Here is a 24,979-nt window from a genome sequence, read left to right on the forward strand (position 1 = left end):
CCGGCCAAAACGGGGCGATCAGCCCCAGGGGCGATAACGGAAGCGGACATAGAGCGTGCGACCCTTGATGTCGTGCACGAATCCGTCGTAACCCGGACGCAGGTTGTAGCGGTGAACGCCCTCGCGGCCGCTGGGTAACGGCGGCGGATCCTCGTCGGTGAGGTTTCGGGCGCCCACGAAGAACGTGGCCTCGCCGCCGAACAGGCTGTCCAGTTCAAAGCTGTAGTTCACGTCCAGCGTCGTCCACGAGGAAATTTTCGGCAGGGACGCGACTTCGTCGTTCTTGTAGGAATCGACGTATCGCACGATCAGGCCGGCCGCGTGCGGTCCGCTGCGCCAGGCGAGGCCGAGATTGAGCCGCAACTCGGGCGTGGGCGCGAAGCCGTTCGTATCGTTGCGGTTGCCCAGCTGATCGACGAAGCCCTCGCCGGCGGAATTCACGTCGAATCGGGTCAACAGGGTGGCGTCGGCGCTGATGCGGAAATCCCCGGCGGACGATTCAAGGTCGTAGTAGGCGTTGGCATCCAGGCCCCCGCTTCGGACCGCCCCGACGTTCTCGTAGTCGGTGGTTACCACGCTGAGCTGCCCCGAGGAATCGCGTTGCACCCGGGGGTCGTTGGGCCGGCCGTCGTCGCGGCAGTCGTCGTCCACGATTGCCTGAAAACTGCGCCTTTGGGCAATGACGCTGCGGTAGTTCAGCGTCCAGAAATCCAGGCTGACGGCGACATTGTCCAGGGGCCGCAACAGCAGGCCGAAGTTGGCCGACCGCGCAGTCTGGGGCTTGAGTCCCCCTCCGCGCAGCACCGTGGCGAGGGCGAAGTTGTCGCCGCGGTTCACGATTTCGCCCGCTGATCCGATCGTGCATTGCCCGACGCCCTGACCGTCGAAGCGGAAAGGATCGGTAAGCGTGCGCGAACTGATGTTGCCGGCTGCCTGGAACACGCTGGGCGCCTGAAAGGACGTGCCCCAGGACGCGCGCAGCGACAGCCAGTCGTTGGCGAAGAACTGCGCGGCGATCTTCGGGTCGGTGGTGTTGCCGGCCTGATCGTAGCGCTCATGACGGGCGGCGAGCTGCAATTCGGCGCGGTCGCCGAACCAGATCAGGCTCTCGGCGAATACCGCCCATACATGCTGGTCCGCGTCCCGGGGAAAGTCGCGAATCTCCCGCGGACCTTCGCCGGAGGCGTTCAGCGGGTCGGGCTGATACGAGTAATGCAGGTGGCGATAGTGGGCGCCGGCGGCCAGCGATACCGGCCGGCCGCGCCACTCGAACAGGTCGCCGGAGGCCACGAACTCCGCCACTTCCTGAACGCTTTCCGCGGTCTCCATCCTGACGCTGTGGAACTGCTGCAGGACCTCGGGATCGTTCGCGGCGCGCCTGCCGGCCAGCGCCGGCGCCAGCCCGTCGCCCGCCACGGTCTTGGGCGTGACCAGGTCCGGCGCGACCAGGCGCGTGCCGAAAGGATTCCACAGCCCCTCGGCCACGACCCGGGCAAACTCGTCGGCCACCCAGTGGCGTTCCGAGCTCACGGACAAATCCGTCTGCGCCCGCGCAATATAGCCTTGCCCCGTCCAACCGCCGGGCAGTTCGGCATCGAGGCCGATCATCGCCCGGAGATTGTCGAACTTGCGCAATTCGTCGCCGGAGTTTTGGCCGGCCGCCTCCGCGCCCAGCGGCCGGCCGAAGTAGCCGAGCGACACCGCCTCGTGTACCTCGGGATTCCAGTCCGACGGCGGGACATAGGCAAGTACGCCATCGTTGTCCGGGTCGGTCCAGAAGTTGAAGGGGTGGTTGGCGGGCACGAAGAACTCGTTGGTACGCTCGACGTTGCCCCGGAACAGCAGCATGTTGCCCACGCGGTCCTTTATCTCGTTGACCGAATGGCCGATTTCCGAGAAAAGCGTGACCCCGCCGGTCAGCTCGAACTCGGCGTCGGCGAAGAACTGGGCACGCTGCTCGGCGGCGATCATTGTTCGCTGATCGGAGAAATCCATCCGGCACAGCGAACCGCTCGGATAGCCTCCGCCGGCTCGGCAATCGGGGTCGGGGAACCGGCGCGTGTCGAGGCCACCGACCTGATACGGTGAATAGGTGCCGTCCACGTTGGCGACGGCGCGCCGGAAGCTGCCGGGCGATCCCCGGCCCGAATCGAACGATCCTTCCACGATGTCTCCATCACCGTCCGGATCGACGGTCCTGGGAATCAGCCAGTCGAACTCGGTGCGAAAGTTCTCGTCCTGCCTGAGCCAGGCCCCGTGAAGGCTCACATGGCCTCGTGGCGCCTCAAGACCCGAAGCGAAAGCCAGGTCGTACGCCGTGTTGCTGGCGGATCGATAACCGCCGGTGATCTCCAGCCCGGTGAAGCCCTTGCGGGTAACGATGTTGGCGACACCCGCCACCGCCTGGGAGCCATAGGTCGCGGAAGCGCCGTCTCTGAGTATCTCGACGCGCTCGATCAGCAGCACGGGCAGCGAGTTGATATCGAAGAAGCTCTGTCCGACGTCGTTGGAAACCGGCGCGAACCCGGCCCTGCGTCCATTGATCAGCGTGAGCGTGGAAGACAGCCCCACGCCGCGCAGGCTGAATTGCGCAACGCCTTGCAGATAGTTCTGCTGCGTGGCGATGTACGAGCCGGTGTTGGCGGTCAGGCTCCCGAGAATGTCCACCGCCTGGGAGGCGCCTGTCGACTCGAACAACTCCGCGTCCAGCGTCTGCACCGGCGCGCGCCCTTCATAGACGACGCGCCGCTTGATCAGCGAACCCACCACCACGATCTCCTCTATCACGGTTTCGCCGGGCCCGGAGGGCGCCGGATCTTGCGCAAACGCCGACGACGTCGCAAGAAGCGCAACCACGGTCCACAAGACCGCGAACATCCGGCAGCCGGAAACGCCGATCATGCCTGGCCCCCCGCACTCATGACGCCAATTATCCGGCAACAAGCGCGCCGGATGCCGCACTAGATCCGATCGAGGATCTCGAGGGCCGCCCGTTCACCCGCTTCCATGGCCGCTTCCATTCCGTAATCCAGCCTCCGGGTATGTTCGCCGGCAAAGTGCAGGCGGCCGTGCGGCAGGATCATCTCGTTCGCGAACGCCGTGACCTGGCCGGGGGCGAACATCGGGCTGCAGCCGCGTTGCAGCGGCTGGCGTTCCCAGGAGTGGTAGCGAAGGATCTCGATCTGGCCGCGCGACGCGGGCCTGATCCGCTCCATCTCGTCGATCAGGAAGCGAACGGCGCTTTCCGGCGGGCGCGCGGCGACCTGCTTGCCCGCGGTGTTGGTCAGCACGAACATCCCCCGGTGCTCCCCATCGCCGGTGTGATTGTCGATCGTCCAGAACATCCGCACGGCGCCGTCGGAGAACAGAGAAGGCTCGAAGCCGTCCTCCTGCCAGAAAGGCTCCCTGATCCGGCAGAACGCGCGTGTGGTTTCGGCGTAATTGAGCCGCTGAATGGCCTGGAACTGCGGTCCGGGTGGGCGCGGCCAGATGGAAACATCGCGCAATACCGTGAACGGCGTTGCCGCAACGGCGAACCTGGCGCGGTACCGGCCGCCGTCCAGCGTGCGCACGCTCACCGCGTCCGGCTCGACTTCGATCGCCGTGGCCTGCTGCCCCAGCCGTACCTCCCGCGGCAACTGTGCGGCGATGGCCAGAGGCAGGGCGACAGTCCCGCCGAAAAGGTTCTTCGGCCAGTGTTCAAGGGGTTGACCGTCCTCGCCGAGTGCGCCGGCAAACCTTTCCTCGAACGAACCGCGGATCTGCTCCTGGAACAGGCGCAGTGCGGAAACGCCATGAAGGTCGGACTGGTGCCCCGCCAGCCGGATGCCGTCTTCCGACACCCCGTGGCGCGCAAGCAGGTCGTGAACGGAAACGTCATGGTCCCTGAATCGCGGGTCCAGCCAGTCGTCCAGTTCGGTCAGCGGATTGAGCCGGGCCAGCATGGCCGAGGCGAACTGAACAGCGGGGATTTCGCGTTCGTCGCCGACCGTCCTGTTGTGAGGAGAATCGGACCACTCCGACCCCTTGATGAGCGTACCGTCGAGGTGATAGGCGAACGGCAATACCGTCCGATCCTCGTCCAGGGTCGGGAGCTTGAGACGATCAATCGCGTAGAGGACGCGCGCATAGGAAGGACCCACTTGCGATGCCCCAAGCTCGATCGGGACCTCTCCCGCGTTCGTTACCCATTTTTCATCGGCCGACCACACACGGCCGCCGATACGGTTGCTACCTTCGAGCACGAGAACATCTGCGCCGGCCTCGCTGAGTATCCAGGCAGCGTTCAGCCCGGACAGGCCGGCCCCTATGATGACGACGTCGGCCGATTCCCGGGCCCTGGCGCGGCGGGTATGAACGAACGGGGCGGCCACGGCCAGCGATGCCAGACCAACGGCCGAATTGAACGCGCGCCGGGTGATCGGATTCTTCGACAGTCTGGCACTCATCTTCATTGGCTAGGGTAGCACCTCGCTTTTTCCTGCGGTGGGGGGTCGGTTATGCTTTCGGCGCTGGACCAGGCCTCGCCATGAGGCCTTCGCTTGCGGCTCTTCTCGGGGCTGCGCTGTTTGGAGGGGACTGAAGATGAGACGTATTCCGTTTGCGGCCATCGCCGCGGCTATCCCGTTGTTCGTGCTCTCGGGCACACCGGCAAGCGCACAGGAACTTGCGCTGGAAGAAATCGTGGTGACCGCCCGAAAGGTCGAAGAGAACCTGATGGAAGTGCCGCTGGCCATTACGGCTTTCTCCGCCGAGGAACTGGAATCCATCGACATGGCGGAGCTGACCGACATTCAGTTGTATACGCCCAGCTTCAGCTTCACCAACCAGCAGGGCGGGTCGGGACGCAACGACCGTTCGTCCAATGCCCTGGTTTTCCGGGGCCTGTACCTGAACATTAATGTGGGCATCAACGCCGGCGGCCTGCTGTTCATCGACGGCGCCCCGGTGGTCGGCGGCTACTCGCCCAGCATTGTCGACACCGAGCGCGTCGAGATCCTGAAAGGCCCGCAGAGCGCATATTTCGGCCGCTCCACCTTCGTCGGCGCGCTGAATTTCGTGATGAAGGAACCGGGCGATGAATTCGGCGGCCGGATCTCCACCGATTTTTCAAGTTTCGGATCCAACGAACAGCACATCATGTTTGAGGGCCCACTCGTCGAAGACAAGCTGTCGATGCGGGTCAGCGGCCGGCACTGGCGTCAGGGAGGATACATCGACAACTACGCCGATCCGTCCGATGAACTGGGCGAACGCACCACCAATTCCATTTCCACCTCGATCGTTTTCACGCCCACCGACTCGCTGAAGGCAAAGCTGTTCGTCAATTTCTTCGTGGACGAGGACTGGTCCGCCACGCAATTCGCGCTCAAGCAGGATCAATTCAATGGGCGCGGCAATATCGACGGCAGCTGCGATCCGTTGAGCGCGCCGCTTCGCCCGGGCGTGCAGGAAGGTTCGCGCGCCGCGTTCGGCTATGTTTGCGGCGAACTGCCGAGCATGGGCGAGGTGGACCCGGCGATCTTTTCCGCCGACACGGTGATCGATCCGATCCTCGAGAAGACCCTGTTCGATCCCAATCCCAACTGGCTGGTGTTCGATCCCGACTTCCATCGGGCGCCGGGACTCAAGCGCGAGGCCTTCCAGACCAGCCTGCGCATCGACTTCGAGCATTCGTCGGGCTATTCGTTCACCTCGCTGTCGGCAATCCACACCGACAAGAACCAGAACGTCATCGACCTGAACTACCGCGACGGCCGCTCGCGGCCCAACCCATTTGCCCCGCTGTTCATCGGTGTGTTCGGCCGCACGGACGTCCGTCCGGACTGGAACACCACGCTGGCGATACAGGCCGAGCAGGAGGACTGGAGCCAGGAGTTCCGCGTCACGTCGCCTCAGGACAGGCGCTTCCGCTGGGTCGCGGGTTTCAATTACTTTGACGCTTATTCCCCGGGCCAGTCGGTGTACGGCAACCTGATCGTCGGGCCGTTCTTCACATCGGCCATCGTGGAACGCGAGGTGGAAACGCCTGCCGTGTTCGGCGCCGCTTATTACGACATCACGCCGAAGCTGACCCTGAGCGCGGAAGCCCGCTACCAATGGGACAAGATCTCCGAGAATACGCTGATTGGCGTGAATCAGCTGCCACCCGAATCGCCGCTGGTATTCAGCGGGACATTCAAGAGCTTTGCTCCGCGCATATCGCTGGATTACAAGTACGCCGACAACTCGACCGTTTACGTGCTGTACTCGCGCGGTTTTCGCCCGGGACGCTTCAACGCCGTGCTGGCCAGTGCAAGCCCGGCCGTGCTGGACGCGCTCAGGGCCGTGGCGCCCACAGCCGGAATCAATATTCTCGAGGAGAAGCTCGACAACTACGAGATCGGCTGGAAAGCCACCTGGCTGGACGGCCGTGCCCGGACCACGCTGGCGCTCTACTACGATGAATGGCTGAACGGGCAGGTCGGCAACAGCATCCCCGTGGTTGCCGACGGCGTAGCCAACCTGATCAACATCGTCCTGAACAACGGTACGGCCGAACTCAGGGGCATCGAGTTCGAGGGCCAGTTTCAGGCCACCGAGAACCTGACGCTGGCAGCCTCATACGGCCTGAACGATACCGAGGTCAAGTCCTTCGTTTGCGGCGACTGCAACCTGGTCTACGGCAGCTTCGACGGCGTGGTGGGGAATGAACTGCCCAGCGCGCCGCGGGTCACCTGGGCCGTTTCAGGTCAGTACGAAGACAATCTGATGGGCGACTGGGACTGGTACGGACGGGTGGACTGGGCGCACCAGGGAAGCCGCTACACGGACTTTTCCAATATCGCGAAAACGTCGCCCTACGACAACGTGAATATTCGTATCGGCGTGCGCGGTTCGAGCCTTTCGGTCGAGGCATTCGTCGAGAACGCGCTGGACCACGATGAATTCATACAGGGCTCCCTCGGCGTTGACCTGTTCACCTTCATTCGCGGTCCGAACAAGAACGAAGTCCGTGTCTCCGCTCCCATACCGAGGAGCTACGGCATACGCCTGGCCTACAACTTCTAGCCCCACTGGGTAACGATGCTGATCGCCCGTCAGGGTTTGTCTGACTCGGGGTCGATCACGCAGACTTCGCAGTCGCCGCCCAGGTCCATGTTGCCCTGGCCGGCGACCAGCGCGCCCACGGCGCTGAGGTTGTCGGGGTTGGGTTTGGGGTAGGCGGCGTCACTGTGGCGCACGCCCAGCGTGAGCAGCGCTTCGGCGGTCTTGTAGCCGGTGCGCATGGACTCGAAGACGGGCACGTTCACCTGCGCCGCGACGTCGGGACCGACGGGCGCCATGCAGGTGCAGCCGAGCATGATGGTGTCGGCGCCGTCTTCGGATACCGCCGCGTTGATGGCGTCGACGATGCGTCTCTTCAGCGATTCGTTCCGATCCTTCAGGTTCGCAGTGGTAGCGGCGGCCTGTGCGACTCCTTCGACTTCACGATCCTCCTGCACGTTGCGGATGGACGCGCAACGGTCCTGCATTCCGCAACTGCTCAGCCGCTCCTGCTGAATGAAGTTCAGTTTCGGTGGCCAGATTGTGACAATGGAGAAACGGCGGCCGGTGTTCACGCACATGGCCATGGTCGCTTCGCCCGCCCCGACGACCACCATGCCGGTTGCCGATTTCATCTCGTCGATGCCGTAGTCGCCCACGGTATTGATGAACACGGCGTCGAAACCGGCCTTTTCCGCTTCCAGCGCGCAGTCGAGGTAGGCCAGCGCCGTAAGGCCCCGGTCGTACGGCGTCATCGGGAAGGTGCGCAGGCGCGGCTCGATCAGCTCGGGCGCGAAGCCGTCCGCGGCGATTTCCCTGATGGGCGCGGGCGGGACATTGGTCCCGGTCGGCGCGGTGCCGGTTCCGATGATGCCGATGCACCAGGTCATGCGCTTTCCGAGGGCAGACGCGCCAGGGCGCGGGCGCCGATGTCGGAGCGGTGGAAGGCGCCTTCGAAGGAAATGTCCGACACCGCCTGGTAGGCCCGGTCGCGCGCTTCAGGCAGGGAATCGCCCAGCGCGGTAACGCACAGCACGCGGCCGCCGGCAGTCGCGACCTTGCCGTCCTTCATGGCCGTGCCGGCGTGAAACACCTTTACGGACGAGTTGTCCGCCGTGTCCAGGCCGGAAATCTCGTGGCCCTTGGCATAGCTGCCGGGGTAGCCGCCGGACGCCATGACCACGCCCAGCGCGCTGCGCGGGTCCCAGCTCATACGGACCTTGTCCAGCCGCCCTTCACGCGTCGCCTCGATCAGGTCGAGCAGGTCCGTGCGCATGCGCATCATCAGCGGCTGGCATTCCGGGTCGCCGAAGCGCACGTTGAACTCCAGAACGCGCGGAGCGCCGTCAGGCGAAATCATCAAGCCCGCATACAGAACGCCCTTGAAAGGAGTGCCGTTGTCCCGCATCACGCGCACCACCGGGTGCATGACTTCGTTCATAACACGTGCCTGCACATCCGGGTCGAGCACCGGCGCGGGCGAATAGGCGCCCATGCCGCCGGTGTTCGGTCCGCGGTCGCCGTCGTCGCGGGCCTTGTGGTCCTGCGACGACGCCAGCGGCAACACATGTTCGCCGTCCACGAGGGCGATGAAGCTCGCCTCTTCGCCTTCGAGGAAGTCTTCCACCAGGACCCGTCGGCCGGCATCGCCGAAGGCTTCCGCCTCCAGCATTTCGGTGAGGGCGGCGCACGCCTGCTGCCTGGTCTCGGCCACGATTACGCCCTTGCCGGCCGCCAGGCCGTCCGCCTTCACCACCATCGGCGCCGGCCTTTCCTCGACATGCCGCAACGCCGCCTCAAGCCCGGTGAATTCGCGATAGCCCGCGGTGGGCGCGCCGGCGGCATCCAGCACCTCCTTGGAAAACACCTTCGAACCCTCGAGCCGGGCCGCGGCCGCCGTAGGGCCGAAACAGGGCATCCCGGCCCTCTCCATCTGATCGACCAGACCCGCGACCAGCGGCGCCTCCGGGCCGGGTATTACCAACTCCACGTCTTCCGTAATGGCGAACGCCACCAGGCGTGCGTTCTCGTCCGCCTCCAGCGGCACGTTGCACACGCCGGGCTCGCGGGCAGTTCCCGCGTTGCCGGGCGCGACCAGGACTTCGCTGATGCGATCGGATTGCGCCAGTTTCCAGGCCAGCGCGTGTTCGCGGCCGCCGGAGCCGGTAACGAGGACTCGCATCAGTGGCGGAAGTGGCGCACGCCGGTGAACAGCATGGCCACGCCCCGCTCATCGGCGGCGGAGATGACTTCCTTGTCACGAATGGAACCGCCGGGTTGAATGACGACGCCGATTCCCTCGTCGGCGGCCGCCTCGAGCCCATCGGCGAACGGCAGAAATCCATCGGACGCCATCGCCGCCCCCTTCAGGCTGAAGCCGCAGTCCGCCGCCCGCCAGGCGGCGATGCGGGCGCTCATCACGCGACTGGTCTGCCCACCACCGATACCGAGCGTCTGTCCGTCACGCGCGTAAACCACGGCGTTGGACGACACGAAGCGGGCCACGGTCCAGGCAAACCCAGCGTCGCGCAGTTCTTCGTCGGTGGGCGCGCGCCGGCTTACGACTTCGTGGCGCTCCGCTGCGGCGCTATCGAAGGTCTGCGCCAGAACGGCGCCGTCCAGCACCTTGAGGCCCGGCAGGTCGCCGTCCGGGCCGGAAGATGCCGTGCCCTGCTCGACGATGCGCAAATTCCCGCGCTTCTTCAAGACCTCAAGGCCGCCGGGCGAAAACTCCGGGGCGATCACGACTTCGGCAAACTGCCCGGACACTGCCCGGGCGGTGTCCTCGTCCACCGCGCAGTTGAAGGCGATGACGCCTCCGAATGCCGATTCGGGGTCGGCAGCGAACGCGCGTTGATAGGCGTCGCTTGCACTGCCGCTCACGGCCACCCCGCAGGGCGTAGCGTGCTTGATGATGGCGCAGGCGTAATCGGGCAGGGCCGACGCACATTGGCGCGCCAGGTCCGCGTCGGCCAGGTTGTTGTAGGAAAGGGGCTTGCCGCCGAGCAGACGCAGACCGCCGGCGCCCGGTGCGCTTGAAGGCGCGTACACGGCAGCCTGCTGATGGGGGTTCTCGCCGTAGCGCAGGTCGGCTTGCTTTACCAGTTCCACGGACAGCCGTTCCGGCAGCGTCTCGCCGGACACGCCGGCGGGGCCTTCCAGCCAGCCGCAGATCGCCCGATCGTAGCGGGCCGTGTGGTCGAAGGCCTTGACCGCCAGGCGGCGGCGCGTGTCCTCGCCGAGTACGCCGGCGGCTTCGATCTCCGAGGCCACCGCATCGTAGTCCGACGGGTCCACCACGACGCCGACGCGCTCATGGTTCTTGGCCGCCGCCCGGATCATGGCCGGGCCGCCCACGTCGATCTGCTCGACGACCTCCGCGCGTTCGGCGCCGGCACGGGACGCGGCCTCCACGAACGGATACAGATTGATCACGGCCAGGGCGATCGGCCGTATGCCGTGCCGGGCGATGTCCTCGGCGTCCTGTTCCGGCCGGCACAGCAGGGCGCCGTGAATTGCCGGATGCAGGGTCTTGACGCGCCCGCCCAGCATTTCCGGAGAACCGGTTACGGACGCGACTTCCTCGACCTTCAGACCCGCTTCGCGCAACAGCTTCGCGGTGCCGCCGGAGGCTACGAGGTCCCATCCTGCGCCGGCAAGCCGGACCGCGAAATCGCTCGCGCCGGTCTTGTCCGAAACGCTGAACAGCGCCCTGGGCCGCATTAGTGCTTTCTTGCTTTGCTGCGGGCCCTGTGGGGCCGTATTCAGAGACTGTGGCGGCGCAGCTTGGTGCGAAGCGTGCCGCGGTCGATTCCGAGCATTCGGGCGGCCCGGGTCTGGTTGCCGCCGGCATAGTCCATCACGCTTTCCAGCAGGGCCGATTCAACCTCGGCAACCACCATGTCGTAGAGGCCCGTAGGCCAGTGGCCGTCCAGCGTCCGGCAATAGTCGCGTACCGCTTCCCCGGTCAATTCCCGAAGCGTGCGTGATCCGTTTGTAGTGGCCGGCTGTCCGGAAAGATGCGCCGCGCGGCGCGCCTTGTCTACCCCCTGGTTGGCGGTCAAACCAACTCCCCCTCATGCGTTTGTATGGTCGCCCCGAACCCGCCCCGAAGAAGAGCGGGCCGAAACTATAGCACGCCGGATCAGGACCCCGTGGGGGCCTCCGAAACGGCCCCGGACTGAAGCCAGTTCTCAAGGAAATGGATGTCCGCGCCACCGCCCGTAAAGCCCTCGCTTGCGAGGATTAATTGATGCAGGGGAACGTTCGTCACCAGGCCCTCGGTCACGATTTCATCCAGCGCCAGTCGCATGCGCGCGATGGCGGCGTTGCGGCTTCCGCCCCAGGCAATCAGCTTGCCCACCAGCGAATCGTAGAAGGGCGGTACGGTGTAGCCGGTATACAGGTGGCTGTCCACGCGCACGCCGGGTCCGCCGGGCGCGTGCCAGAGAGCGACCTCGCCGGGCGACGGGGCGAAGGTCTCGGGATGTTCCGCGTTGATGCGGCACTCGATGGCGTGCCCTCTGAACGTGACGTCCTCCTGACGAAAGCCGAGCGGCTCGCCGGCCGCGACCCGCAACTGCTCCCGGACGATGTCCAGGCCGGTAATCATTTCCGTTACCGGGTGCTCCACCTGCAGGCGCGTGTTCATCTCGATGAAATAGAACTCGCCGTCCTGGTACAGGAACTCGAAAGTCCCGGCCCCCCGGTATCCCATCTCCAGACAGGCGTTGGTGCACAGGCGGCCTATGCGCTCGCGTTCCTCGTCCGTGATGCCGGGGGCGGGCGCTTCCTCGACGACTTTCTGATGGCGGCGTTGCATTGAGCAGTCGCGTTCGCCCAGGTGGATCGCGTTGCCGTGCGCGTCGGCCAGCACCTGGATCTCGACGTGGCGCGGATGGGTCAGGAACTTTTCCATGTACAAGCGCGGATCGCCGAAAGCGGCTTCCGCCTCGCCGCGGGTCAGGGGAATGAGGCCGGGCAGTTCGGTGCTCAGGTGAGCCACGCGCATCCCGCGGCCACCGCCCCCGCCCACGGCCTTGACGATCACCGGCAGCCCGATGTCCTCGGCCAGCCGGACGATTTCGTCCATGTCGTCACCGAGCACGCCTTCCGACCCGGGCACCGTCGGAACCCCCGCGGCCTTCATGGTCTGAATGGCCCGCACCTTGTCGCCCATGGTCTGGATGGCGCTGGCCGGAGGTCCGATGAAGACGAACCCCGAGGTCTCGACGCGCTCGGCGAAGTCCGCGTTTTCGGACAGGAAACCGTAGCCGGGATGGATGGCGTCCGCGCCGGTCACCTCGGCGGCGGCAATGATCGAGGGAATGTTGAGATAGCTCTGTGGTGAGGGAGGCGGGCCGATGCAAACGGACTCGTCGGCCAACCGGACGTGCTTGAGTTCGGTATCGGCGCTGGAATGCACGGCCACGACCTGGATGCCGAGTTCGTGGCAGGCGCGCAGTATGCGCAGCGCGATCTCGCCGCGGTTGGCTATGAGGACCTTGTCAAACACTACGGGCCGCCGAACGGGAGGCTATATACGGCACTAGGTTCGGATAATGAAAAGGGGCTGGCCGTACTCCACCGGCTCCGAGTTTTCCACCAGCACGGCGGCCACTTCGCCCGAATACTCGCTCTCGATGTGGTTCATCGTCTTCATGGCCTCGATCACGCAAAGCACGTCACCGGCATTGACCCGGTCGCCCACTTTGACGAACGCCGGCGAGGTGGGGGACGGCGCCGCGTAGAACGTGCCGACCATCGGCGAGATTACCTGTTCCCCTTCCGGCTGCGCCGGAGGGGCCGGCTCCGGCGCAGGCTCCGGCTCGGGAGCCGCCGGCGGGGCGGCTGCGACGGCCACGGCGGGAGCGGCGGGAGCGGCCGTGACCGTGCTGGCGCGGCTGAGACGGACCGACTCCTCGCCGTCCCTTATTTCGATCTCCGCCAGTTCCGACTCCTGCAGGAGTTGAATCAGCGTCTTGATTTTCCTCAGGTCCATCCGAACCCCCTTACGGGTTTTCCCGCAATTGCTCCGCGACGAACTGAATCGCGAGCAGGTAACCCTGTGCCCCCAGGCCGCTGATGCAGCCCACGGCGATGTCCGTCAGCATGGACGAGCGGCGAAACTCCTCGCGGGCGTGCACATTCGACAGATGCACTTCCACGAACGGCAGCGCCAGTCCCAGCAATGCGTCGCGCAGCGCGATGCTCGTGTGGCCGTAGGCGCCCGGGTTAATGATCAGATACCGCGAGCCCGGCGCATTCTGCTGCAGCCAGTCCACCATCCCGCCCTCGCTGTTGCTTTGGCGGCAGGCAAGCTCGTGGCCCAGAGTTTCAGCCTCGTCGCGGCAGCGCTGCTCGATGTCGGCCAGCGTGTCCCGTCCGTACACCTCGGGTTCGCGCTGCCCCAATAAATTGAGGTTAGGTCCGTTAAGCAGAAGAATGGACGCCATAAAGATATATTTGGCAGAAGAAGCGCGCATGATAGCCCCAGATGGCGCCATATGCAACGACAGTGGCAACCCCGCGGCGGAGCGTACCGGCATTGGATTCGGGTAGCATGTGTCCATGCTGCGCAAGACGAACTTCAGAGAAGGCTGGCGGATCGCCGGTCTGCTGCTGGCGGCGTCGATCGCCGGCGGCTGCGCGACGATGTCGGAGTCGGAGTGCATCAACGCGGACTGGCGCGAGGTCGGGCGCAACGACGGACTGGAGGGCAAGCGCCAAACGCAACTGGCCAGGCACTACGACGCCTGCATCAAATACGGAATTACGCCGGACCGCGACGAATACATGGCAGGCCGCGAGGCGGGCCTGAACGTCTATTGCACCCAGGACAGCGGTTACTGGGAGGGAAGAAACGGGGTCGGCTACCAGCGCGTGTGTCCGGCGAGTTCGGAACCGGCGTTTCTGACCGGCTATCGGGCCGGGCAATCCGTGTACGACGCCATCGAGAACATCCGTTCCGTCCGCGGGCAAATGGATTCGGCAAAAGCCAGGATCGACTCCCTTGAGGATGAGATCAGGAAGCTTGAGTCGCCGGACGATGAGAGCGACACGGAAGAAAAGAAACCGGCGGGAAACATCGAGGACAGGCGCAGGGAGATCGGAAGGATCGAGGATGAACTGGATTCGCTGCGAGTCCTGCGGGCCCTGGCAGTCGTCGAATACACGCGCGCGATCGAAATAGCCAACAACCTGGGCTATCCGGAAGAATTTCGGCTGGACGAAATCCTTTAGAAATTGACCCTCAGCGTCGCGCCCACCTGGCGGCGGCGCGGATGCGAAACCGTCAGCCGCCACGGGAAGAAGGTGTCGAAGAAACCGCCGGCCCCGCCGCCCGGCAAGGCGTTCGAAAACCACACGTCGCGGAACGCCGCTATCGGCTTGTCGTCGTCCAGCAGATTGTCCGACCACAGTTCCACCGAGTAACGCTCGGCGTCAAATCCGATCTTGAGGTTAACGTAGGTATGGGCGGGGACTTCCGCCTGGTTGACCGCGCCGACCCATTGCTTGCCCGTATAAAGGACATCGGTGCGCACGTACCACTCCAGGTCGTTCCGAAATGCGCGCCGGTAATTCAGCGTCAGGTTGCCCTGAACCGCGGACTGACGCAATAACTCGTTGCCGGACACGTCGCCGTCGGGACCATAGCTGGGGAAGTCGGCGAACGACTGGATCTTGGCGTCGTCGAACTCGGAGTCCGTCACCGAGAAGCCCAGATTGGCGGTCAGATTGTCGGTGACCGCGAAGCCGAAAGACGCCTCCACCCCCTGCACCGTTGCGTCTCCGGCATTCATGTCCAGGTTCAGGACCCCTGCCAGCGGGACGCCGTTGGAGTCGACTCCTACCAGTTGCGGAATTACGATTTCGGTCCAATCGATCAGGAACAGCGCGATGTCGGCGCTCAAACGGCCGCCCATGTAGGTGCCCTTGACGCCAAGTTCGAAGGACGTGTTCTTTTCGGGATCAATAAAGCTGGCAACGAAAACATCCTCTCCGTTGATGTTTTCCTCGTTATCGGAATCGAACGCCCCGCTCTTTTCGGCACCTGCAATCGACGCGTAATACATGGTGTTCTCGCTGGGCTTGAAGTCCATCGTTGCCCGCCAGGAGATGAAGTCCCAGGAGTTCTGGAGGTCGGAACCCGTTACAAAATTCTGACTGTGCTTTTCCTCGTCCGTCCAGCGCAGTTCCACCCGACCCTTCAGCCGATCGGAAAAGTTGGCGTCAACGGACCCGAACACCGACCAGGCATCGGTCTCCAGCATTGCGTCCACTCCACCCGTGACGTCGCCCATGGGTCCCGAGAACCACCGGCCGAATGTCAGGTCCCCGATCGAAGTCCTGGGAAACGCCGTCAGCGCGAAACCCACGCCCGGGAAGAACTGGATACAGGGGCAGAAATTCGCAAACGTGCGAGGCCGGGGGGTCTGCGCCGCCACACCGCTGTTGCCTTCCTCCTTCTCAACGCTGTAGAAGTAGGCGCCCAGCGAATAGCGCCAGGACCGGTCCTCCGGGCTTGTGAAACGCAGTTCCTGGCTGAACTCCTCGGTTATATCGGCCGCGCCTATCTGGAGCAGTTCGGCATCGAATGTGCCGAGAACGAAGGCGCGGGGAAACGGCGAAATGAACGACTGATAAGCGAACCTTGTGGACGGATTGCCGCGGGAACCGTCGTAAAGGAATGTCTGTTCCACCTTGGAGAACCCGGACAGGGCCGAGAACTCGCCCAGGGCGGTATCCAGCTTCATCGTCAGGTGGGCGCGGTTCACATCCCGCTCTTCCCCGGTGGCGCGCTTGAGAACGTGCAAGTCATTCTTGTCGATGCTCGGCAGCTCGCCGCAGTAATTCGCCAGCCGCGTGCCGCGCGCGCTGACGTTCTCGCAGGTCGCCGTAACGGAGGTGAGGGCGGACACGTCGATCAAGTCTTTCGAGACGTAAAGCGACAGGCCCGCTTCGAATTGCTCCGTCGGCGTCCAGTAGAGACTGCTCTGCACGGTTTCGTACTCGAACCCGCCGATGTCCGGACCATCCGGGACCTGGTTCTCGTAGGAACCGTCCCACTGGTTCAGGATGACTGCCACACGGGCGCGCAGCTTGTCTTCCACAATCGGCCCGCTGATCGCGCCGGACGCGACCATCCGGCCCCGGTCGCCGAAAGTGAGTTCCGCCTTGCCGCGGAACTCGTCCGTCGGCCGCGCGGTAACGAAATTGACCGCCCCGCTGAAGCTGTTGCGGCCGTACAGGGCCGCCTGGGGGCCCTTGACCACCTCGATGCGTTCGAGGTCGAGCTGACTGAAATTAAGTCCTTCGCGACCGGAGACATATACGCCGTCAACGAATATCGCCGCGTTGTTCTCGCGGTCCTGCACCGCGGTGGGCGCAATACTGCGAATCACGGGCACCGGCAGAAACTCGCCGATCAGGTTCGAAAAGGTCATGCCGGGCGTAAGATCCGCCACGTCGGTCAGATTCTCGATGCCCGCCGCCTGGATTTCGGCGGCGCTGAAGGCGGTAATCGCAAGCGGTACATCCTGCAGCCGCTCCTCCACTCTACGTGCCGTTACAACAATCTCTTCGAGGGCGACCGCGCCTTCCTGAGCGTACGCCGTTCCAAGGAAAACTGGACTCGCGAGCACGAATGCCGCCACGAATCCGACTCGCGTCTGGGTAAGAGTCATCACGTCCCCCCGTGATCAACCACGTCCGCCACTCATCATATACCCACTTTCGCCCTCCGGGTTACCAGGTTGGATCAGAGCGGAAAACGGCGCGAGCAGCCGCAATCACGCCCGGTGTGGCAAGATTTTGGCGTTATTTGCAGCCTTTGAGGCGCTTTTCTTCGCATTTGGCACTTGAAATCGCAACATCCGTCCCTATCATTTACCCGCCCTCTCGATTAGAGGGCCGTTTGATCAGAAATCGCCGCGCCGAGGGGGCGCGGCTATCGGTATTTCCCACGAGGAGAACGCAACATGAAAATTCGACCGCTGCAAGACAGGGTGCTGATTCGCCGTACCGAGGAGGAGCGGAAGTCCCCCGGCGGGATCGTGATTCCCGACTCGGCAACCGAAAAGCCGATTCGGGGCGAGGTCATAGCCGCCGGCAAGGGCAAGGTGCGCGAGAACGGCGAGGTCCTGCCCCTGGAACTCAAGGCCGGCGACAAGGTGCTCTTCGGAAAGTACAGCGGCACGGAAGTCAAGGTGGACGGCGAGGAACTGCTGGTCATGAAGGAAGACGACGTCATGGCCGTCATCGAAGAGTAGCCCGGTCGTAAACCGACCGGCTACGGTCTTCACCTTTCACCTTTCCTAATTCACACCCAATCAGAGGAATACAGCAATGGCTGCAAAAGATGTGAAATTCAGCGACGGCGCCCGGCAAAAAATGATGGCCGGCGTCAACACGCTGGCAAACGCCGTCAAGGTTACGCTGGGGCCCAAGGGCCGCAACGTGATTCTCGACAAGAGTTTCGGCGCTCCCACCATGACCAAGGACGGCGTGTCGGTGGCCAAGGAAATCGAGCTTGAGGACAAGTTCGAGAACATGGGCGCACAGATGGTCAAGGAGGTCGCTTCGCATACCTCCGACGTGGCCGGCGACGGAACGACGACGGCCACGGTGCTGGCCCAGTCGATCCTGACCGAAGGCCTCAAGGCGGTCGCGGCCGGGTTCAATCCGATGGACATCAAGCGCGGTATCGACAAGGCCAGCGCCTCGGTGATCGACAGCCTGGAGGGCATTTCCAAGCCTTGCCAGGAAGACACCGCGATCGCGCAAGTGGGCACCATCTCCGCGAACTCCGATGAAGCCATCGGCCGGATCATCGCCGACGCGATGGACAAGGTCGGCAAGGAAGGCGTGATCACCGTGGAAGAGGGTTCCGGACTGGATAACGAACTGGACGTCGTGGAAGGCATGCAGTTCGACCGCGGTTATCTCTCTCCGTACTTCATCAACGACGCCAACTCGCAGAGCGTGGAACTGGAATCCCCCTACATACTCCTGCACGACAAGAAGGTCTCCAACATCCGCGACCTGCTGCCGGTGCTCGAAGCCGTCGCCAAGTCCGGCAAGCCGCTTCTGATCGTGGCCGAGGACGTGGAAGGCGAGGCGCTGGCCACGCTGGTGGTCAACAACATCCGCGGCATCGTGAAGGTGGCCGCGGTCAAGGCGCCCGGCTTCGGCGACCGCCGCAAGGCGATGCTGGCCGACATGGCGATTCTCACCAACGGCCAGGTGATCTCCGAGGAAGTCGGCCTGTCGCTGGAAAAGGCCTCCCTGCCAGACCTCGGGACCGCCAAGAAGGTCCAGGTCACGAAGGAGCACTCCACGATCATCGATGGCGCCGGCTCGAGCGAGCAGATCCAGGCGCGTGTCGTGCAGATCCAGCGCGAGATCGAGGAATCGACCTCCGATTACGACAAGGAGAAGCTGCAGGAGCGCGTCGCCAAGCTGTCCGGCGGCGTGGCCGTGGTCAAGGTCGGTGCGGCCACCGAGATCGAAATGAAGGAAAAGAAGGCGCGCGTCGAAGACGCCCTGCACGCAACCCGTGCGGCTGTCGAGGAAGGAATCGTTCCCGGCGGCGGCGTGGCGCTGCTGCGCGGCCAGTCCGCGCTGGACGGCCTGGAAGGCGACAACGACGACCAGGACGTCGGCATCAAGATCATGCGCCGCGCACTCGAGGAGCCGCTGCGCCAGATCGTCGCCAACGCCGGCGCCGACGCCTCCGTGGTATTGAACGACGTGGCATCCGGCGAAGGCGATTATGGCTACGACGCCGCGCTCGGCGAATACGGCCAGCTCGTTGGCCGGGGCATCATCGACCCCACCAAGGTCACGCGGCTTGCGCTGCAGAACGCCGCCTCGGTGGCGGGCCTGTTGCTGACGACCGAGGCCATGGTCACCGAAAAGCCGAAGAAGGACGAGCCTTCCCCCATGCCCGCGCCCGGCGGCATGGACGGCATGATGTAGTTCCTCCCGGTGGACGCCGCCGCCGCTGCCCGGCGGCGGCTGAAGCCTCAATGCACGAAGCCCTGCCTTTCCAACGAAAGGCGGGGCTTTTTGCTTTCAACGTGATGTAATCTTTGCCGCCTCCGTACACCAGCCATCAATCGAAGTGAACGCCGACAAGTTTCCAATTCCCGAACTGTTGCGCGAGAGCGCCGACAAGGCGCTGGCCGCGTTGCGGGAAGACGAGGCGCTGGCTCCCAGGCTCGAGCAGAGTGGACTTCTCGCGCCGCTCACAAGGGTATTGGCCTGTTCCCCGTTCGCGGCGCGAAGCTTTACCCGCAGGCCGGAGATCCTCGACCATCTCCTGTCCGGAGACCGGCTCGGCCGGCCGCTGGAAGCGGGCGAACTGGCGCGACTGGCCGGCGAAGCACTGGGCGAGTTCCGTCAGGAGCCCTCGTTCGTGCGCGAACTTCGCTGGTTTCGGCATCGCGAAATGTGCCGGATCCTGTGGCGCGACCTGAACGGGCTCGGCAGCCTGGAGGAAAGCCTGGAGGAACTGTCCGAACTGGCCGAGACCTGCATCCTTGCCGCCCTGGAGTTCGCGCGGGCCAACGTGGCGGAACGGCACGGCCTGCCGCTCACGGCGGAGGACGAGCCCAGCGAGATGGCCGTTATCGGCATGGGCAAGCTGGGCGGCGGCGAACTCAACTTTTCTTCCGACATCGACCTCATCTTCGTCTATTCCGAGGACGGACGAACCGATGGATCCGTTCCGATCGACGCGCTGCGTTTCCACACCCTGGTCTGCCAGCAGTTGATCCGGGCGCTCAATCAGCGCACGGTGGACTCCTTCGTGTACCGGGTCGATACCCGCCTGCGTCCATTCGGAAACAGCGGACCGCTGGTAATCAAGACCTCGTCTCTGGAGAGCTACCTTGCCCGCTCGGCCCGTGACTGGGAGCGCTACGCGTGGGTCAAGGCGCGCGTGATCAACCCCTGCGGGATGAGCGAGGCGCTCTACGGGGAAATCATGCGGCCTTTCGTCTACCGCCGCTACCTGGACTACAGCGTGTTCGAGTCCCTGCGCGACATGAAGGGCAAGATCGAAAGGGAGGCGCTGCGCAAGGACAAGGCCAACGACATCAAACTGGGCCGGGGCGGCATCCGCGAAATCGAGTTCATCACGCAGTCGATGCAACTGGTGCGGGGCGGCGCCAACCCGGACCTGCGCGGCCGCAGCCTGCGCGGAATGCTCGCGCGCCTGGGCGATCGGGGCTTCCTGGGACCCGGCACGTCCGGCGAACTCGACCGGTCCTATTGCTTCCTGCGGCGTCTTGAGAACCGGCTGCAGGGGATGGACGACCGGCAGACTCAGGAGTTGCCGGACGACGACGAGGGCCGTATCCGCCTGGCCTTCGCCATGGGTCATTCGGATTGGGACAGCCTGGCGGAGAAGACCGATTCACATCGCGAGACGGTAGCCAGGCATTTCTCGACCATCGTGTTTCGCCCGGACGACCTGCCCGAGGCGGAAAGCGGCCCGCCTGAAGACCTGGCCGCCGTGTGGACGGGAGATGCCGAAGACGCCGGCGAAGTGCTGAAAGCCTATGGGTTTCCGGATCCACAGGTTGCGCTGGATTCCATGCAGACGGTCCACCAGGCCTCCGACTACGCGCGCCTGGACCAGACCGGAAGGAAGCGGCTGGACATGCTTATTCCGCGTCTGATCGAGGCTGCGGCCAGAGAGCCGGAACCCGGTCTCACGCTGGCCCGCACGCTCAAGGTCCTCGCGGCCATCGCCAGGCGCTCCGCGTACCTGGCGCTGCTGTACGAAAACGGACCGGCCCGCGACCGCCTCGTGCATGTCTGCGGCCTGGGCGAAACGCTGGCCAAGCAACTGTGCTCGGTCCCGGCGCTGGTGGACGAGTTGCTCGACGCCCGCATTACGCAGCAGGTAATGGACCTCGAACAGCTTGAAGAGGAACTGGACTTTCGGCTGGTTCGCACCGCCAACGAGTCGGAGGAATTGCGGCTGGCGGCGATCAGCGAGTTCAAGCAGGCGGCGGCCTTCCGGGTGGGGGTGCTGGACCTGGCCGGCGGCCTTCCGCTGATGCGGGTGAGCGATCTTCTTACCGGAATCGCCGAACTCGTGATCGACCGGTCGCTGGAGCATGTCTGGGAAGAACTCGCGGAGCAGCACGGATCGCCCGGCTACACGGTCGACGGCGAGCGAAGGCCGGCCGGATTCGCGGTCATCGCCTACGGCAAGCTGGCCGGCCTGGAGATGGGCTACGGTTCGGACCTGGACCTGGTGTTCGTCTACGACGCGCAGGGCGAGGACCAGGTAACCGATGGCCTCACGAGCATAGCCAACTCAGACTTCTTCTTCCGGGTCGCGCGCAGGGTTATTTCAGTGCTCACGACGCGGAGCATCACCGGAAGAATGTACGAAGTGGACACGCGCTTGCGTCCGAGCGGCCGCTCCGGGATGCTCGTGTCCTCGCTTCAGGCCCTCGACAAATACCAGCGCGAGTCCGCCTGGACCTGGGAGCACCAGGCACTGCTCAGGAGCCGTGCCATCGCCGGCGCCGCCCATGTGCGCGAAGCGTTCGAAGTGCTGCGCGTGAGCGTTCTGCGCGAGTCGGTGCGGCACGACGATCTGCGTGACCAGGTAATCGAAATGCGTGGGCGGATGCTGGGCGAAGCACCCGTTGTGGGCAAGGGCCGCTTCGATATCAAGCACGCCCGCGGCGGATTGCAGGACATCGAGTTCATCGTGCAGTACCTGGTATTGAACCACGCACACAAGCATCCCGACCTGGTCGCCTGGCCGGACAACGTGCGCCAGCTGGAAGCTCTGGCGCGACACGAAGTGCTGACCGGGGAAGACGCCGACGTCCTGACGCGATGCTATCTCGAGTACCGCGAAATCCTGCACCATCGCGCGTTGGCCGAACGGCCGCCTCATACGCCCGCGGGCGAAGTCGCCGAGCGCGTGGAAACGGTTTCCGGCCTGTGGCGACGCTATCTGGGCGAGTAACCGAAATATACTCTCGTTATGGCTCAACAGAGTAGCGGCCAGAGAGTGACTTCAAACATGGAGCGGCGTTATACCGTCTCCGAGAAGGACCTGCCGGTATCCTGCCCGCTCCCCTGGACCGTTCGCTGGAACTCTCATCCGCGCGTTTACCTGCCGCTCGAGCCCGGGACCGACGCCACTTGCCCCTACTGCGGGGCCGTTTTCTCTCTGGCCTCGGCGGACCCCGGCGATCGGGGCTGAAGATTTCGGCCCGGCAGCGCCCAGGCGCGCTCAACCGTTTCGATCACGTCGGCGACGGCGATTTCGTTCATTACGTCGCCGGCCCGCAAGCGGCGCCCGAAGCTTATGTCGTCGACCCCTTTGCCCAACGATCTCAACACAGCCTGCGGATAACGGTTCACGGTGAATTCCCGGTTTCCCCATGGACCCGAGCGGTCCGGATTGGAACCCGCATAAAGTCCCACCACGCGCGTTCCCAGCGCCGCGCCGAGGTGCGCGGGTCCGGAATCCGGGCAAACGACCAGCCTTGCAAGCCCGATCAGCGCCACGAGCTGCTTGAGCGTCGTGCGCCCGTTCAGGTCGGTGACGCCAGGCTGAGCGGCGATCACCGCGGCGTAGTCCCGCTCCATCGAAGTACCCGATCCCGTCAACAGAACTTCGCCGCCGAGTTGCTCCACGACATGCCTCGCCACGCTCGCGTAGCGCTCCGCCGGCCAGTTCCGAAACGCGCCGCGGCGCTGGCTACTCAGCGGACTCATGACGCAGAAGGGCCGTTCGGGCGCCATCCTTGCGGCCGCCTGCAGGTCTTCGGCGCCCAGGGGGAAGTCCCAGCGCGGCGCCGCCGGGCGCTCGATCCCGAGGTGTTCGGCAAAGCCGAACAGCGCTTCCATCACGTGCTGCCGGGGCCGATGGGCGATCCGCTCGGTCGTGAACAGCCATTGGATATCCCGCGCCCGGCGCCGGTCGAATCCCACTCGCCGCCGGCAGCCGGTCATTAGCGCGACCCGACTGGCCCGCAATGAATCCTGCATCTGCAACAGCAGGTCAAACCGGCGCGCCTTCAGTTTCTCCTTCAGTTCGCGCATTCCCCGGCGGCCGGCCCGCTTGTCCAGCACCAGGAAGTCCACTCCGGCAAGCCCCTCCAGCAGGGAATGCTCGACTTGCCCGATAATCCAGGTAATGCGGGTCTCCGGCCAGGCGCTTCGGATGGCCTGCACGACAGGCAGCGCGTGACAGCAATCCCCGATGGCGGACAAGCGGATCACGCACAGGCTGCGCGGCGGGCTCGACATGCTTGAAGAAATACGTACAGCGGGGAAGGATCGCATCCTACACGATGCGCAGGTCGCTCGATCGGTGACGCCCGAGTGGTTCGAGCACGGCTTTTGGCACCAAAGGCAACAATGGACGGCCGTTGCGGGCGGACGCGGCGCCGGCGGACGAATCGGCGAGGGGGGCCAGTGGTTTCTGCGTCACTACCTGCGGGGCGGCAGGGCCGCGCTGTTCAGCAGGGACCGCTATCTCTTCCTGGGAACGCGGCGTGTTCGCTCATTCGCGGAATTCCGGCTGCTGGCCGGGATGCACGAAGCCGGGCTGCCGGTGCCGCGACCGATCGCCGCCCACTTCAGGCGGCGCGGCGGCACCTACTCGGCCAACCTGATCACCGAATGGATCGAAGGGGCGCGGCCGCTGGCCGGTGCGTTGCGCGAGGGTAACGATGCGCGGGAGATCATGGGGCGCGTCGGCGTCGCCGCGGCGCGTTTTCATAGCGCCGGAATCTGTCACGCCGACCTGAACGCAAACAACATCCTGATCGATCCGGACGGCGGCGTCTGGCTCGTCGATTTCGACCGCGCGCGCCGCCGACGGCCAGGAGGCTGGCGCAATTCCCGGCTGCAGCGCCTGAAACGGTCGCTGCAAAAACTGGGGCTGTACGATCAGCGGGCGTTTCTGACCTTGTGCGAACGGCACGATCGCACCATCGCGGACAGTGGCGGCGGGACGCCCTCGCCTGGAGGCTAATCGTACGGATCGGGCAGCGGCGCCGGGCGGCGCTTGAAGCGCCGGTGTATCCAATAGTATTGATCGGGCGCCTTGCGCACCTGCCGCTCGACCAGCGCATTGACCCGCTCCGCTTCTTTCTGCGGCGAATCTCCGGTTAATCCCTCAAGAGCGGGGAGCAGTTCGACCCGGTACCTGCCGTTCTTGAGTCGGCGTGTGAACCAGGGCACGACGGGAGCGCCGCTGATCCGCGCCAACCGGCCCAGCGCAGTTCCGGTCATCGCGGGCTCTCCGAAGAACGGCGCCAGTTCGGCGGACTTGGCATCCGTCATCTGGTCGCCTGCGTACCAGAGCACCGCCCCGGAGCGCAACGCCTTTACCATGCCGCGCACGTCGTACTTGGACAGCGTATCCGTCGCGGTCTTCAAGCGGGCGCGATTGACCAGGTACGCGAATACGGCGTTGCCGCCCGGGCGATAGACGGCCACCAGTCCCGGAGGCGGGAAATCCAACGCGCGTGCGGTAAATTCCAATGCCGGGAAATGCCCGCTCATTGCGATCACGCCTCGGCCCTCGCGGAGCGCGTCGCCAAGATGCTCGGCGCCCTTCACCTCGACCAGTTCGCGTACTTGTCGGTCGGAACACCAGGCGGCCATGGCCAGTTCCACCAGCCCCATTCCCAGCGACTGGAAATGCGCCTTGAGCACCGCCATCCTGCGCGCATCCGACCACTCGGGAAAGCACAATTCAAGATTCCGCAGCGCTATGGCCCGGCGTTTCCCCATGACCCGCATAGACAGGCGGCCTGCTCCACGACCAATTGCGAGGCGCAGGCGGTGGGGCAGCGCTGCCGTCATGCGGATCAGCGCCAGCGCCAGCATTGCCGGCCAGTTGGAAGGATTGTTCAGGGGAAGCGCCACGGTGTGCCCGCTCTATGCGGGCGCATTCTATACA

Annotated in this window: 19 protein-coding genes; 7 read left to right on the top strand and 12 right to left on the bottom strand. The window is 64.6% G+C overall.

The annotated features are described in order from the left end of the window. Positions 1-18 precede the first annotated feature (18 nt). Together F4Y72_06265 and F4Y72_06270 are read right to left on the bottom strand one after the other, a co-directional pair. Positions 19-2,901: a TonB-dependent receptor gene (locus F4Y72_06265; GenBank protein ID MXZ27892.1), complete on the bottom strand. Its 2,883-nt coding sequence runs from the start codon at positions 2,899-2,901 to the stop codon at positions 19-21. Positions 2,902-2,960: 59 nt separating this feature from the next. Further along, entirely contained in the window at positions 2,961-4,454 is a 1,494-nt protein-coding gene (locus tag F4Y72_06270) for an NAD(P)-binding protein (protein MXZ27893.1), read from the bottom strand. 130 nt (positions 4,455-4,584) lie between these two features. On the opposite strand from F4Y72_06270, the gene F4Y72_06275 reads away from it, so the two are divergent. Continuing rightward, entirely contained in the window at positions 4,585-7,050 is a 2,466-nt protein-coding gene (locus F4Y72_06275) for a TonB-dependent receptor (protein MXZ27894.1), read from the top strand. Positions 7,051-7,079: 29 nt separating this feature from the next. Here the strand turns inward: F4Y72_06275 and F4Y72_06280 are convergent, their stop codons facing one another. From F4Y72_06280 to aroQ, 7 genes are all read right to left on the bottom strand, one after another. Further along, a complete protein-coding gene (locus tag F4Y72_06280; protein ID MXZ27895.1) occupies positions 7,080-7,916 on the bottom strand; it encodes a hypothetical protein in 837 nt (278 codons plus the stop codon). Further along, positions 7,913-9,208, bottom strand: coding sequence for a phosphoribosylamine--glycine ligase (gene purD, locus F4Y72_06285; protein MXZ27896.1), 1,296 nt, complete (start codon positions 9,206-9,208; stop codon positions 7,913-7,915). Before purD ends, F4Y72_06280 begins: the two co-directional genes overlap by 4 nt. Continuing rightward, a complete protein-coding gene (gene purH / locus F4Y72_06290) occupies positions 9,208-10,749 on the bottom strand; it encodes a bifunctional phosphoribosylaminoimidazolecarboxamide formyltransferase/IMP cyclohydrolase (GenBank protein MXZ27897.1) in 1,542 nt (513 codons plus the stop codon). The genes purD and purH overlap by 1 nt, the downstream gene beginning before the upstream one ends. 41 nt (positions 10,750-10,790) lie before the next feature. After that, positions 10,791-11,090: a Fis family transcriptional regulator gene (locus F4Y72_06295; protein MXZ27898.1), complete on the bottom strand. Its 300-nt coding sequence runs from the start codon at positions 11,088-11,090 to the stop codon at positions 10,791-10,793. Between the two features lie 80 nt (positions 11,091-11,170). Further along, positions 11,171-12,541 carry an acetyl-CoA carboxylase biotin carboxylase subunit gene (gene accC / locus F4Y72_06300; protein MXZ27899.1) on the bottom strand — a complete coding sequence of 457 codons (1,371 nt, stop codon included), beginning with the start codon at positions 12,539-12,541 and terminating at the stop codon, positions 11,171-11,173. 33 nt (positions 12,542-12,574) lie between these two features. Then, positions 12,575-13,027 (bottom strand): acetyl-CoA carboxylase biotin carboxyl carrier protein, encoded by a 453-nt coding sequence (locus F4Y72_06305; protein ID MXZ27900.1) that lies wholly within the window; start codon positions 13,025-13,027, stop codon positions 12,575-12,577. A gap of 10 nt (positions 13,028-13,037) precedes the next feature. Then, positions 13,038-13,481, bottom strand: a complete 444-nt coding sequence (gene aroQ / locus F4Y72_06310; GenBank protein MXZ27901.1) for a type II 3-dehydroquinate dehydratase — start codon at positions 13,479-13,481, stop codon at positions 13,038-13,040. Positions 13,482-13,596: 115 nt separating this feature from the next. Here aroQ and F4Y72_06315 point away from each other — a divergent pair, with 115 nt between their 5' ends. Further along, positions 13,597-14,268, top strand: a complete 672-nt coding sequence (locus tag F4Y72_06315) for a DUF2799 domain-containing protein (GenBank protein MXZ27902.1) — start codon at positions 13,597-13,599, stop codon at positions 14,266-14,268. Here F4Y72_06315 and F4Y72_06320 read toward each other — a convergent pair. After that, positions 14,265-16,712: a TonB-dependent receptor plug domain-containing protein gene (locus F4Y72_06320; protein MXZ27903.1), complete on the bottom strand. Its 2,448-nt coding sequence runs from the start codon at positions 16,710-16,712 to the stop codon at positions 14,265-14,267. The genes F4Y72_06315 and F4Y72_06320 overlap by 4 nt on opposite strands. A 294-nt stretch (positions 16,713-17,006) precedes the next feature. On the opposite strand from F4Y72_06320, the gene F4Y72_06325 reads away from it, so the two are divergent. From F4Y72_06325 to F4Y72_06340, 4 genes are all read left to right on the top strand, one after another. Beyond that, positions 17,007-17,297: a co-chaperone GroES gene (locus F4Y72_06325; protein MXZ27904.1), complete on the top strand. Its 291-nt coding sequence runs from the start codon at positions 17,007-17,009 to the stop codon at positions 17,295-17,297. Positions 17,298-17,373: 76 nt separating this feature from the next. Further along, positions 17,374-19,005: a chaperonin GroEL gene (gene groL / locus F4Y72_06330; protein ID MXZ27905.1), complete on the top strand. Its 1,632-nt coding sequence runs from the start codon at positions 17,374-17,376 to the stop codon at positions 19,003-19,005. Between the two features lie 109 nt (positions 19,006-19,114). Then, positions 19,115-22,024, top strand: coding sequence for a bifunctional [glutamate--ammonia ligase]-adenylyl-L-tyrosine phosphorylase/[glutamate--ammonia-ligase] adenylyltransferase (gene glnE / locus F4Y72_06335; protein ID MXZ27906.1), 2,910 nt, complete (start codon positions 19,115-19,117; stop codon positions 22,022-22,024). A gap of 18 nt (positions 22,025-22,042) precedes the next feature. Then, a complete protein-coding gene (locus tag F4Y72_06340; protein ID MXZ27907.1) occupies positions 22,043-22,264 on the top strand; it encodes a zinc-finger domain-containing protein in 222 nt (73 codons plus the stop codon). On the opposite strand, the gene F4Y72_06345 is transcribed toward F4Y72_06340, so the two are convergent. Further along, entirely contained in the window at positions 22,210-23,352 is a 1,143-nt protein-coding gene (locus F4Y72_06345; protein MXZ27908.1) for a glycosyltransferase family 9 protein, read from the bottom strand. The two genes, F4Y72_06340 and F4Y72_06345, sit on opposite strands and share 55 nt — an antisense overlap. On the opposite strand from F4Y72_06345, the gene F4Y72_06350 reads away from it, so the two are divergent. Beyond that, a complete protein-coding gene (locus F4Y72_06350; protein ID MXZ27909.1) occupies positions 23,270-24,046 on the top strand; it encodes a 3-deoxy-D-manno-octulosonic acid kinase in 777 nt (258 codons plus the stop codon). The genes F4Y72_06345 and F4Y72_06350 overlap by 83 nt on opposite strands. Here the strand turns inward: F4Y72_06350 and F4Y72_06355 are convergent. Next, complete coding sequence (locus F4Y72_06355; protein ID MXZ27910.1) at positions 24,043-24,945, bottom strand: lipid A biosynthesis lauroyl acyltransferase; 903 nt, start codon at positions 24,943-24,945, stop codon at positions 24,043-24,045. The two genes, F4Y72_06350 and F4Y72_06355, sit on opposite strands and share 4 nt — an antisense overlap. Positions 24,946-24,979: the final 34 nt, after the last annotated feature.

This window comes from Gammaproteobacteria bacterium, assembly GCA_009838035.1.
In the GTDB taxonomy this organism is placed as follows: Bacteria; Pseudomonadota; Gammaproteobacteria; order Steroidobacterales; family Foliamicaceae; genus Foliamicus.